Below are 12,916 nucleotides of genomic sequence, written 5' to 3'. Positions count from 1 at the left end.
ACGAAACCAAAAGAGGAGAATTAAAATGGAACAGAAATTAGCAAATCCGGCACCTTTGGGGCTCATGGGATTCGGCATGACAACCATTTTGCTTAACATTCACAATGCGGGGTTTTATCCTATCAGTGCGATGATTCTTGCTATGGGAATATGTTATGGCGGAATAGCGCAGGTCATTGCCGGAATAATGGAATTTAAAAAAGGAAATACATTCGGCATGACCGCATTTGTTTCCTATGGTTTTTTCTGGCTCAGCCTAGTCGCTCTTATTGTTTTACCTAAAATAGGATGGGCGGAACCGACTCCGGCAGGATTTATGGCATGGTATCTTGTAGTTTGGGGAATTTTTACATTATTCATGTTCATAGGCACACTTAAAAGCAACAAAGTTTTGCAGTTTATCTTCCTGTCACTTACCATTTTATTTTTTATGCTTGCAGCCCGTGACTTTACAGGCAATGAAGCAATAGGAACTCTTGCCGGATATGAAGGCATTATCTGCGGAGCTTCAGCCTTCTATCTTGCTATGGCAGAAGTTATAAATGAAGTTTACGACCGTACAGTACTGCCGATAGGTTAATTCTACAGTTTATTTATTAAGACCTTCATGGAAAACATGGAGGTCTTTTTTATGTATGCTTTCGGCTAAAAATAAATTTTTCATTACCATTTTTCATCCAACCTTAGCTTGACAGGGATGATGTCAGTCACTAACTCTTATCAGTTACAGCAATGCGCAATATTAGAAGCCGGAACAACTTTTTATTTCCGGCCTTTTTTTATAATGACAATCAAATTTAAGGAGAGTTCCTGTGGCTTACAATGTAAAGCTTTTTAAACTGATTAATGGCGAAATGGTTATCGGAAAATGGGATGCTGAAAAAAATCTTATCAATGATCCTGCAGTACTTCAGACTGTTCCTTCACAGCAGGGCGGTGTACAGATGATGATTCTGCCGTTCGGATACCCCTTTGACAACGAAATTGAAGGCGAAATTGACGGCAAACATATTATGTTTGAATACAAAAACTGCCCTGAAGATGTTTCTAACAAATATCTTGAAGCAGTAAGCAAAATCACCCTTTCTTCAGGCGGACTCGGCGGAAAACTTTCCGACATTTCCGGACTTATAAAATAGCAATTCTGACGGGGAGTTTTTACTAAGCTCCCCGCTTTAAACTTCCCGCGATATAAATACTATGGTATTTTATTAAACGCGCCCTTTTACGCAACGTCGCGCATAAATCTTTTTTTACAGGCAATACATTTGAAAAAGCTACTCCCCCTCCTTACACGCCCCACCCGTTACCTCGGCTCTGAATGGGGCACCGTTCACAAGGACCTGACCACGGTTAAAGCTCATATAGCTTTGGGATTTCCAGACCTGTATGAAATCGGAATGTCATATCTCGGTCAGAAAATTCTTTATGAAATTGTGAACAAAATTCCTGAGTTCTACGCTGAACGTGCTTACGTGCCATGCGAAGAAACAGCTGGAATAATGCGCGAACATGGCGAATTGCTATGCACCATGGAAAGCGACACGCCGCTCAAAGAGATTGACGCGGTCGGTGTAAGTCTTACGCATGAGTTATGCTATACAAATGTACTTTATATGCTGGATCTCGCAGGAATACCGCTTAAATCAGCTGACAGAGCAGAAGACTGCCCGCTCATCATTGCCGGCGGCGGGGCCTGTTTCAACGCTGAACCGATGGCTGATTTTCTTGACGTAATGATGATCGGAGACGGTGAAGAATCCATTATATCCGTTCTTGAAACTATTGCGGACTGTAAAGAAAAAGGTCTTTCCAGAGCGGACAAGCTGACAGCGCTGTCCAAACTCCCCGGTATTTATATCCCATCCTTTTTCGATCCGGAAAACCCCGGTGATTTCATGGTTGAAAAAGCTATTGTAGACGATCTTAATCCCATTGATTTCCCGAAAGATCAGGTTCTTCCATACGGTAACGCCATTCACGACAGACTGACTCTTGAAATTGCCAGAGGTTGCACAAGAGGTTGCAGATTCTGTCAGGCAGGGATTATCTATCGTCCGGTAAGAGAGCGTACACCTGAGGTTTTAAACAATACAATGATGCAGGGGCTAGATGAAACTGGGTACGAAGAAACCTCTTTGCTTTCACTAAGTACTGGCGACTACTCTGCTCTTGATACTTTGTTTGCAAAAAGTTTCGACCACTGCGCAGCCGAACAAATTTCAATTTCACTTCCTTCTCTGCGTGTAGGCTCACTTTCACAGCCTATCATGGAACGCATTGCAACCATCAGACGCACAGGCGCAACCCTTGCGCCGGAAGCGGGAAGCCAGCGTTTACGTGATGTCATCAACAAAGGAATCACGGAACAGGGTTTACTCGATCATTCGTTAATGCTCTTCGAGAACGGATGGCAGAGCATCAAACTTTATTTCATGATCGGACTGCCCACAGAAACCTTCGAAGACCTTGATGCAATGTTGGATCTTTGCCTCAAAGTCCGCGATATTGCAGGCCCGCACGTTAAACTCATGCAGATAACAGCGGCAATTTCTCCGTTTGTGCCGAAACCGCACACTCCGTTTCAGTGGGAGCAGCAGATTTCACTGGCTGAAATTAATGAGCGGCTTGACTATCTGCGCTCTAAATTCAGCAAATATAAAAGAATTAAACTTAAATTCCACATTCCGCGCATGAGCTTCCTTGAAGGCATTTTCTCACGCGGTGACCGCCGTCTCGGACCTGTTATTCAAAAGGCGTACGAACGCGGTGCTCTTTTTTCAAGCTGGAAAGATCATTTGAATTTAGATCCTTACCTTGAAGCGATGAAAGAAGAAGGTCTCACTCCCGAAGAATTTCTTGCAGAACGTCCTGTTGAAAGCAGACTCCCCTGGGATCATATTTCCAGCGGTGTGAGCAAAAAATTCCTGCTCACCGAAAGAGAACGCGGTTTTAAAGGAAAAATCACCCAAGACTGCCGTTACGAAGAATGCCGTAATTGCGGAATCTGCGAATTTGACGGACGCAAATCTCTGTTAACCAAACAGGCTGCAGTAAAAGACATACGCCATAAAATGGTCTTCACTCAAAGAGATCAGGCTAATGAGGATATTCCTCCGTATATTCCTAAAGAAAAACCGGACCTCGGACTCAAAGGAAGTCATTTCAGAGTATGGTATACGAAAATCGGAACAACTGCTTATTTGAGCCAGCTCGATTTGCAACCTGTTTTTGAACGGGCAATACGCAGAGCCAAACTTCCGCTTACTTTCTCTCAAGGATTCCACCCGATGCCGCGGATTTCCTTCGGACGGGCACTTCCTGTCGCAGTGGAAAGTCAGGCTGAATGGATGAACATAATGTTCCGTACAGAAATTCACGAGAGCGAACTGGTTAAAGAGCTAAACAAGCAAATGCCCATCGGCATTGTCATAATTAAAGCGGACACGCTTTCTCTTTCTCACAAACAGGAGCAGCCTCAAGTTGAAGATTTTATCATCTCTTTCAGAGGTGATGATGAAAAAACCGCCCAGAGAGTTGCAAAATGGCGTGAATATCTTGAGTCTGAAGAATATCTCATTCAGCACAAGGTAAAAAAGGGATTTAAAGAGAAAAATGCCAGAGCATGTCTAAGCAGTTACGAAGATCTAGGGCATAATACAATAAAAATGACTTTTGACTGGACTGACCTTTACATCAGCCCGACCAAAATTATTGCAGCGATTTGTCCGGAAACAACATTACTGGACTACTCATTAATAAAAACCGATCAACGATTCTAGCTGACAACCGATAATATCAAAAAAGGGTGCATTTCATATTATGAAATGCACCCTTTTTATTTGAGAAAAAATCAGCTACCATTTTAAAAACGGCTCACCGTCTTTTGTAATATTTATCTTTACAATTTTATAAGCATCACGCTGTGTATCATTTGCCCTTTTAATATTTATAACGATCGGAACTTCTCCTATCGCCAAAACATTAAACTTAAACCGCCAGCGTCCGAAATCACCCATCATGCCGGAATCAGGCTTTACTATTTTAAATTTCTCAAGCTTGACCAGTTTAGGGTCAAACGTAACCCCGTCAAACAGATACCCGCCTGAGCCGGGATTTCTCATTTCAAAGAGAACGGAGTCGCCAGGCTTCATAATCAATGACAGTTCATGCATTCCATCAAGATCATACTCCGGAACAGAAGAGGCAAATGGATTAATGGATGCGCAACCACCTGCAGTTACAAGAATCAGGACTAATATTGAAAAAAATACAGCCCTGTTCTTAGCTCTAAATTGCAACAAACATTGACTTTTATTGGCAAATTTAAAACTATTCTCGAATAAATTATTTTTCATAAGTAATTTCAAGATGTTAAAGATTTGAGAAAAAATTAATTCGAGCGTAATACTATAGAGCACTTACGGCAAGGGGAAGCCGTACAGTTTACATTTTTTTGCAATATCTTAATGTTTTGATGTAACCTTTTTCGAGCGTCATTTGTAAAAGGTCTACCTGTTTTTATTACCGTTTTTTAATTATCAAGGAGTGTGGGGATGAAACGTTCATTAGTATTTCTGGTGATTGTCGCCGTTCTGGCTCTCGGCCTTATCGGCTGTAGCTCAGAAAAGAAAGAAGAAACCAAGGCTAAACAGGAAACCGCTGAAAGCGCAACCGGCGGAAAAACTCTTAAACTTGCTATGGATGCCGACCCGGTATCTCTCGACCCTCAGGTCCAGCTTTCCGGTGGGATGATGCAGTACGCACACATGGTTTTTGATCCACTCCTACGCTGGAAAAAAGACGGTTCATTTGAACCTCGCCTCGCAGAATCATGGGAGCAGATTAATCCTACAACCATGCGTTTCCACCTTCGTAAAGATGTAAAATTCCACAGCGGAAACCCCTTTACAGCTGAAGACGTTGTATGGTCACTCGACCGCCTCCAAAAAAGCCCTGACTTCAAAGGACTCTTTGAACCTTTCGGACAGGCCGTTGCAGTTGACGATCATACTGTAGATCTCGTTACTAAGAAGCCTTACGGATTGCTACTGAACATGGCCACTTATATCTGCCCCATGGATAAAAAATTCTATGCAGGTAATGACGAGAGCGGACAGCCTAAAGATGCTATCGTAAAAACCGGACCCTCTTTTGCAAACACACACGAATCCGGAACAGGTAAATATATTGTAGCTGAACGCGAACAGGGTGTCCGTGTCGTTTTCAAAGCTTTCCCTCAGTACTGGGACAAAAACACCGGTAATGTTGACACCATCATTCTTACTCCAATCAAGAACGATGCTACACGCGTGGCAGCGCTTCTCTCCGGAGATGTTGATTTCATCATGCCCGTCCCCCCCCAGGATCTGGATCGCATCGGCAAGACAGAAGGCCTTCATCTTGTAACCATGTCAGGTTCACGTGTCATCACCTTCCAGCTTAATCAGAAACGTTTCGAACCGTTTAGAAATCTTAAAGTACGTCAGGCTATCTGTTACGCAACAGACAATACCGGTATCGTAGAAAAAGTAATGAAAGGTTTTGCAACAGTTGCATGTCAGCAGGGTCCAAAAGGATATGCAGGTTACAATCCTGAACTGACTCCTCGTTACGACCTCGAAAAAGCTAAAAAGCTTATGAAAGAAGCCGGTTACGCTGACGGTTTTGAATGTACTATGATTGCACCTAACAACCGCTATGTTAACGACGAAAAAATATGTGAAGCTTTTGTTTCCATGCTCGGCAAAATCGGTATCAAAGTTAACCTCAAGACTATGCCTAAAGCACAGTACTGGGATCAGTTTGACGCACAGGTTGCTGATATTGAAATGATCGGTTGGCATGCAGACACAGAAGATTCTGCAAACTACACAGAATTCCTGCTTATGTGCCCGAATACCAAAACAGGTTACGGCCAGTACAACAGCGGTAACTACTGCAACCCTGAAGTTGATGCTCTGACCCTTGAAAGCCAGACTGAAACCGACCTTGCAAAACGTAAAGCTATCCTTCAGAAGACTGAAAAGATCCTTTACGACGACGCAGCATTCGTACCTCTTCACTGGCAGAACCTTTCATGGGCCAGCAAGAACAATATGAACACTGAAGAAATCGTGAATATTCAGAACTTCCCTTACTTCGGCGACCTTGTTATTAAATAGCCTACCATAACCTATACTAGAAACAGAGGGGAACCCCGTAATGGAGTTCCCCTTTGAAATGAAGTGCCTATGTTTGCTTTTATAGTTCGACGAATCGCGCAGGCGATAATAGTTATGCTGGTTATCAGCTTCATCGGCTTTGCAATAAAGCAAAGCTTCGGTGATCCGATCAGGGAAATTACCGGAGTTACGGTTTCGGTTGCAGAACGTACAAAACTCAGAAATGAGCTCGGGCTTAATGATCCTTTCCTAGTCCAATTCGGCAGATTTATGAAAGGAGCGGTCCATGGCGACATAGGCAGATCCTTTTTCTATAAAAAATCTGCTCTGGATGTCATTCTTACAAAAGCCCCTGCGACTTTAGAGCTTGTTTTCTGCTCTGCTATAATAATTGTGCTTTTTTCTATCCCCCTCGGGATATATTCAGCCATCAAGCCGCGATCGATACTCTCGCGAATTATCATGAGCGGTTCGACTCTGGGTGTTTCTATCCCGGTATTCCTGACCGCGATTTTGATGATTTACATTTTTTCGGTTGAATTACACTGGCTCCCTTCTTACGGACGCGGTGAAACTATAAACCTTGGCGGATGGCGTACAGGGCTTCTGACTCTTGACGGTCTCAAGCATTTAATTATGCCGTCAATCGCCTTGTCCTCTATCATGCTCCCTCTGTTTATTCGCCTCATCCGCTCTGAAATGATGGAAGTTCTGCAGAACGATTACATCAAATACGCATGGGCGAAAGGACTTACTCCTCGCCGCGTGTGGATCGTTCACGCTTTCAAGAACACTCTGCTTCCGGTCATCACCGTCGGCGGTGTACAGCTTGGAACAATGATTGCGTTCACCATCCTGACTGAAACTGTATTTCAGTGGCAGGGCATGGGTTTCATGTTTATTGAAGCCGTTGAACGAGGTGATGCTCCATTGATGGTAGCCTATCTGGTAGTTGTCGGATTTATATTCGTTATTGTTAACACTCTGGTTGACGTCATTTACGGACTGGTCAATCCACAAGTCAGAATTACGGGGCAAAAATGATAACCAGATCTCGCTGGCAGAGATTCAAAGAATCATATTTTCTGCATGATTTCCTGCGCGACCCCGTTGCTATTACAAGCTTCTGTATTTTGGTCGTGCTCGTATTTTTGGGTTTTGCGGCTCCGCTTGTTGCACCCTTTAATCCATATGATTCCGCAAACATAAACATCATGAATGCGGAAATTCCGCCAGCATGGCTCGCCGGCGGACATTCGGCTTTTCTGCTTGGTACGGATGGGCAGGGAAGAGACCTTTTTTCCACAATGCTTTACGGCATGCGAGTCTCGCTTATTATCGGTTTCGGCGCAGTTGCACTCCAGGCTTTTCTTGGAATTCTGGTCGGGCTTATTGCCGGATTCATGGGCAAGAAAACAGAATCAATTTTAATGCGTGTTGCAGATATTCAGCTATCATTTTCAACTTATATGGTAGCTATTTTTATTTCTGCAATCTTTCAGGCCGCTTTCGGCGTAGCCCAGTATGAAGAAATTGCTGTACCGCTCCTTATTCTGATTATCGGATTTGCGGAATGGCCTCAGTATGCCCGAACTGTCAGGGCTTCCGTGCTGGCTGAAAAGAAAAAAGAATACGTTGAAGCTGCGAAGGTTATCGGCCTTTCCCAAAAACGTATTATGTGGAGACATATTCTCCCTAACACCCTTTCACCTGTATTCGTTATTTCCACCATTCAGGTTGCAAATGCTATCATGAGTGAAGCAGCTCTTTCCTTCGTAGGACTGGGCATGCCTGCAACAAAGCCCTCTCTCGGATCGCTGATTAATGTCGGGTTTGAGTATATTTTCAGCGGATCATGGTGGATTACCATGTTCCCCGGAATAATACTTGTAGTCCTGATTCTGGTCATAAACCTGCTTGGGGACTGGCTGCGCGATTATCTGAACCCGAAGCTGTATAAGGGATAAAGCATGCAACATCTACTCGAAGTAAAAGACTTAAGCGTAGACTTCGCTTTGCGGGCAGGCTCTTTAACGGCTGTGCGCAATGTGAGTTTTAATCTGGATAAAGGCGAAAGACTGGGGCTGGTGGGAGAATCCGGAGCAGGAAAATCCGTTACCGGTTTTTCAATCATTAATCTTATTTCACAGCCTGGCCATATCTCAAAAGGCTCAATTCTGTTTGAAGGTAAAAATCTGGCTAAACTTCCTGACGAAGAGATGCGTCAGATTCGCGGCAACAGAATTTCAATGATTTTTCAGGACCCGATGATGACCCTTAATCCGGTTCTGACCATCGGCACCCAGATGATCGAGACAGTTCTGGCCCATATGGATGTCAGCCACAAAGAAGCTGAAGAGATTGCTCTTGAAAAACTTAAAAAAGTTTATATCCCATCTCCACGCAAAAGGCTCAGCCAGTACCCGCATGAGTTTTCCGGCGGAATGCGGCAGCGCATTGTAATTGCAATTTCACTGCTCACTGAGCCGTCTTTGATTATTGCGGATGAACCTACAACAGCTCTTGATGTTACTATTCAGGCTGAGATAATGGACCTGCTCCTTGAGCTTTGCCAGTCTGATGATATGGCACTCATCCTTATTACTCATGACCTTGCCGTTGTTTCAGAAGTCACGCAGAGAATTGCCGTTATGTATGCAGGAAGTATTGTTGAAACAGGTCTCACCAGTCAGGTTACAGGAAATCCTGCTCATCCTTATACTAAGGGACTTATTGCGGCTCTGCCGCAGAGCGGAGGTTCCGGCGACAGATTGACTCAGATTCCCGGAGCCATGCCTTCTTTACTGCACATGCCTTCAGGTTGTCCGTTCCACTCAAGGTGCTCAATCTGTACAGATATTTGTAAAATAGAAATTCCTAAACTTATTGAAAATAAATCCGGTATTCTGGTGGCCTGCCACCATGCCGATAAATAATAGAGAATCGTCATGAAGACCGACTCCCTTGTAGAAGTAAAAAATCTGGTTAAGCACTTTGATATTTCCGGAGGATTGCTTGATCAGTTATCAATAGAAAAAGGGCGCATCACTCGCCAGCACACAATTGTTCAGGCTGTAAATAACGTCAGCTTTGCAATAAAAAAAGGCGAAACCTTGAGCGTGGTAGGTGAATCCGGTTGCGGTAAATCAACACTGGCAAGAACCGTTATGGGACTGTACCCTCCTAACAGCGGTGAAATTTATTACGACGGACAGCGCATCGATAAGCTGTCCTCATCGAAAATGCTGCCGTTCCGCAAAAAAATGCAGATGGTTTTTCAGGATCCTTATGCATCCCTTAATCCTCGCATGAGAGTTCGCCAGATCATTGAAGAACCGATCTACTTTCACAATAAAGGAATCTCCCGCGGGGAGGCTAAAGAACGCCTTCATAATGTAATGAAAAGTGTAGGCATGGACCCCGAATGGGCAAATAACTATCCGCATGAGTTCTCAGGCGGTCAGAGGCAGCGTATCAGCATTGCCCGTGCACTGGCTGTAGACCCTGAATTCATCGTAGCAGACGAACCGATTGCGGCTCTTGATGTTTCTATCCAGGCTCAGGTTCTGAACCTGCTGATGGACGCACAGGAAGAACGCAATCTGACCTACCTGTTCATCAGCCATGACCTTTCTGTTGTTGAACATATCAGTACAAGAGTTGCTGTTATGTACCTAGGATGCTTATGTGAACTTGCACCTGCAAAAGAACTTTTTTCATCACCGAAACATCCGTATACGCAAGCTCTCCTCTCAGCAATACCGACCCTTGGCGGAAAGCGTAAAAAGCATATTCACCTTTCCGGTGATGTCCCGACCCCGATTAATCTACCAACAGGCTGTGTCTTTAACGGCAGATGCCCTCATGCTAATGACCGCTGTCGTGAAGAAATACCGCAAGCCGTTCAAGTCGGTGCGGAAGGATTAGTTGCATGTCACGCCTTTGAAGAAGGAAGAATTTAACATTCTAATCGACATAGTTTATAAACCTGCTTATAATACTTTGGATAAAAACCATTTTTGATTTTATTTAAACGAAATCAAAAATGGTTTTTATCTGATATACCCTCCATTTTCTCTAAATTTGTTGAAAAAGCATTTTTTTCTTCAAAAACACGAATAATATTAAATTTTAATTAGAAAATAATTTGATTTTTATAAATATTCATATTTAGTTCTTTTGCGTATCTTAAAAAATTTAATTTTCTAATTTTGCTCATTACGGCTATCCGATCACTCTTTAGGGAAAAATATTATGACTGAAATAAATCAAGTGCTGGGCGTCTATTCAAAAAACACCGAAGAAAAGACCGGAACAGGCACAACCCTTCAGAAAGCAGCTCATAAGACATTTTACTACGTAACCCGTTCAGAAATTGATGAATACCATGTACAGCCGTTAAATCAGCAGCATGTTCCTTCAGGACTTGTAACCAGTTTAACAAAGCGACAATTTTTAACAACTTTTACTCCTGAAATGGACTATTATGAAAAGAAAACAATCCCTGCATTAAGATCTCTGCAAGCTAAAATTTTAAAGGGAGAAGAATTGTTTTCCGAAGGAAATCTGGACGAGGCTGAACAATATTTTGCAAAAGCACTCCTGCTGGACCCTGAAAATCCGAAAGCAAGTCTGGGAATAGGCTCAATCTTATGCAATAAGCAAAACTTCCAAAAGCTTTCTAAAATAGTTAGCAAACTCTTAAACAGTGATGCAGTCTTTTTAGAATCACAAAGAAAAGAATTTAATATCTTTGCTATAGCTCTACGCAAGCAGGAACTTTTTGAGGAATCTATCAATTTCTACAAAAAAGCGTTGGAAATTAATAAAAATGATGAAAACCTGCATTTCAATCTTGCAAGAGCATATTTTGATTCAGGAAATACTGGCAGGGCCTTAAAGCATATTGATAAGGCATTAGCTATTCAGCCAAACCTTGAGTGGGCACATAAATTTAAAAAATATATAATCAAACAAACGGGAAAATGATGAATCAAAGTGCAAAACTGAAAGCAGCATGTACTCCGGGATTACGAGTTGCCATTGAACTCGGCGGCCTTAATGACAAAGCTCCTTCCATTGTTATAGGAGGAGACCCGTCTAAATATATACTCCTCAAAGAACCGATGGTTCATCCAAATGACAAATCAATCTGGTCAGAATACCTCTACCCTGGAAATGAAGCCACTGTCAGGTACATATTTGAAGGTGTTGCCTCCGGATTTAAAACCAGCATCATCAAATTGATCAACTCGCCTGACAAAATACTTTTCTTAAAATATCCTAATCGCGTAGAAACATACAATCTCAGAAGACATAGGAGAATCAATTGTTTCCTGGAAGCTGAGATAATGATCGGTGAGCAAAAGACTCTGGCAATTGTTGAGGATTTGAGTAGTAGCGGATGCGGAATCACCTATCTTAAAGATGATAATTCATTTTTCCCTGAAATCGGAGATGATGTTAAAATATTTTGCCCATATTTTATTGAAAATGATAAAGGATTCATCCCCTGCAAAGTTCAAAGAGCCACAAAAGATACACGTAAAATAGCACTCGGCTTAACCTTTGATAAGCCTGCTCCGGAAATTCTTGTCAAAATTCAGGACTATGTTGCTACGGTTCTACAGCACTCAATATAGTACGATATTAAAATATAAGCAGAATAGCCTCATAAAAAAAGATCAAATCTACGAACAAATATTGTTTCGTAAATTTGATCTTTTAATTTTAAGCGACCATTTCTCAGATTTTCCCGTTAACCTTTCCTCTTTACCGTCAGTCCAAGATCACTGAGCATTGTAAGGTCATTTTCAAGTCCCTGCCCTGAAACAGTCAGAAAATCTCCGACCATAAGACCGTTACATCCTGCATGGAATATAAATGACTGCAGAGAGCGCAAAGCACCGCGTCCGGCGGCCATTCTTACTTCTGAATCGGGATTTACAAGACGAAACATAGCGATGTTGAGTAAAATTTCAAGCGGTTCCAGCTGTGGACGATCTTCCATTGGCGTACCGGGAATCGGAACCAGAAAGTTAAGCGGAATTGAATCAACTTTCTCAGCAGCAATAGCCATTGCAAGCTCCACTCGTTGCTCAAGACTTTCGCCAAGTCCCAAAAGTCCGCCACAACATACTTGAAGTCCTGCTCGCCTTGCATCACGTACGGTTCTGATTCTTTCCGCATAAGTATGTGTAGTACACACAGAAGGGAAAAAGCTCTCAGAGGACTCAAGGTTATGATGGTAACGCGTAACCCCTGAATCTTTAAGCTTCTGTAAAGATTCAAAGCTTAGGCAACCAAGAGAAGCACAATGGTTGAAAGATCCTTTTGACGGGTTCATTCCACGCACCGCTTCGCAAACATTATCCAAAGATTTATCGTCAAGAGCCCTGCCGCTGGTAACATAACTGAAAAATTCAACAGGGGCTTTTCCACCTTTTTCAGCGCATTTTTTTATCTCATCAACGGACATAAGCGGATATTTCGGAGCAGGCACTCCCTTAAAATGGCTGGACTGAGCGCAGAATGAACAATTTTCAGAACAGTTTCCACTCCGCACATTTGCTATGGAACATAAACTAATTTCATTGCCGAAACGGTGCGTGGTAACATGATGCGCAGCGTGAAGAATTTCAGCAAGTTCTCCATGCGATGCTCTGAGAACTGCAAGGGCTATATATTTATCTATGGCTTCACCTGCGTGGACACAGTCCCACAAAGCCAGTTTTTCCTGTCTATCCATCAAA

The 12,916-nt window shown here is 42.8% G+C and carries 12 protein-coding genes; 10 read left to right on the top strand and 2 right to left on the bottom strand.

Features of this window, described 5'->3' with window-relative positions; all coding sequences use genetic code 11:
• Positions 1–25 precede the first annotated feature (25 nt).
• The 3 genes from B9N78_RS10450 (at position 26) to B9N78_RS10440 (ending at position 3,782) form a co-directional block, all read left to right on the top strand.
• Complete coding sequence (locus B9N78_RS10450) at positions 26–580, top strand: acetate uptake transporter (protein WP_085101961.1); 555 nt, start codon at positions 26–28, stop codon at positions 578–580.
• Positions 581–812: 232 nt separating this feature from the next.
• Positions 813–1,139, top strand: a complete 327-nt coding sequence (locus B9N78_RS10445; RefSeq protein WP_085101959.1) for a hypothetical protein — start codon at positions 813–815, stop codon at positions 1,137–1,139.
• A 129-nt stretch (positions 1,140–1,268) separates the two neighbouring features.
• Positions 1,269–3,782 carry a TIGR03960 family B12-binding radical SAM protein gene (locus B9N78_RS10440; RefSeq protein WP_085101957.1) on the top strand — a complete coding sequence of 838 codons (2,514 nt, stop codon included), beginning with the start codon at positions 1,269–1,271 and terminating at the stop codon, positions 3,780–3,782.
• A 75-nt stretch (positions 3,783–3,857) separates the two neighbouring features.
• Here the strand turns inward: B9N78_RS10440 and B9N78_RS10435 are convergent, their stop codons facing one another.
• Positions 3,858–4,358, bottom strand: coding sequence for a hypothetical protein (locus tag B9N78_RS10435; protein WP_085101955.1), 501 nt, complete (start codon positions 4,356–4,358; stop codon positions 3,858–3,860).
• A gap of 198 nt (positions 4,359–4,556) precedes the next feature.
• Between B9N78_RS10435 and B9N78_RS10430 the strand changes: the two genes are divergently transcribed.
• The 7 genes from B9N78_RS10430 to B9N78_RS10400 all read left to right on the top strand — a co-directional run bounded on the left by B9N78_RS10430 (position 4,557) and on the right by B9N78_RS10400 (position 11,806).
• The gene (locus B9N78_RS10430; protein ID WP_085101953.1) at positions 4,557–6,164 is read left to right on the top strand and encodes an ABC transporter substrate-binding protein; all 1,608 of its coding nucleotides are present in this window, start codon (positions 4,557–4,559) and stop codon (positions 6,162–6,164) included.
• Between the two features lie 69 nt (positions 6,165–6,233).
• Entirely contained in the window at positions 6,234–7,208 is a 975-nt protein-coding gene (locus tag B9N78_RS10425; protein WP_085101951.1) for an ABC transporter permease, read from the top strand.
• Complete coding sequence (locus B9N78_RS10420) at positions 7,205–8,131, top strand: ABC transporter permease (protein ID WP_085101949.1); 927 nt, start codon at positions 7,205–7,207, stop codon at positions 8,129–8,131. The genes B9N78_RS10425 and B9N78_RS10420 overlap by 4 nt, the downstream gene beginning before the upstream one ends.
• A gap of 3 nt (positions 8,132–8,134) precedes the next feature.
• Entirely contained in the window at positions 8,135–9,100 is a 966-nt protein-coding gene (locus B9N78_RS10415) for an ABC transporter ATP-binding protein (protein WP_085101947.1), read from the top strand.
• Between the two features lie 12 nt (positions 9,101–9,112).
• Complete coding sequence (locus tag B9N78_RS10410; RefSeq protein WP_085101945.1) at positions 9,113–10,126, top strand: ABC transporter ATP-binding protein; 1,014 nt, start codon at positions 9,113–9,115, stop codon at positions 10,124–10,126.
• 292 nt (positions 10,127–10,418) lie between these two features.
• Positions 10,419–11,153 carry a tetratricopeptide repeat protein gene (locus B9N78_RS10405; RefSeq protein WP_085101943.1) on the top strand — a complete coding sequence of 245 codons (735 nt, stop codon included), beginning with the start codon at positions 10,419–10,421 and terminating at the stop codon, positions 11,151–11,153.
• Positions 11,153–11,806: a flagellar brake protein gene (locus B9N78_RS10400; protein WP_245805522.1), complete on the top strand. Its 654-nt coding sequence runs from the start codon at positions 11,153–11,155 to the stop codon at positions 11,804–11,806. The genes B9N78_RS10405 and B9N78_RS10400 overlap by 1 nt, the downstream gene beginning before the upstream one ends.
• 116 nt (positions 11,807–11,922) lie before the next feature.
• Here the strand turns inward: B9N78_RS10400 and bioB are convergent, their stop codons facing one another.
• Positions 11,923–12,912: a biotin synthase BioB gene (bioB, locus tag B9N78_RS10395; protein WP_085101939.1), complete on the bottom strand. Its 990-nt coding sequence runs from the start codon at positions 12,910–12,912 to the stop codon at positions 11,923–11,925.
• Between the last annotated feature and the right edge of the window lie 4 nt (positions 12,913–12,916).

It is taken from the genome of Desulfovibrio gilichinskyi (assembly GCF_900177375.1).
GTDB lineage: Bacteria > Desulfobacterota > Desulfovibrionia > Desulfovibrionales > Desulfovibrionaceae > Maridesulfovibrio > Maridesulfovibrio gilichinskyi.
This window is presented reverse-complemented; position numbering and strand designations above follow the sequence as displayed.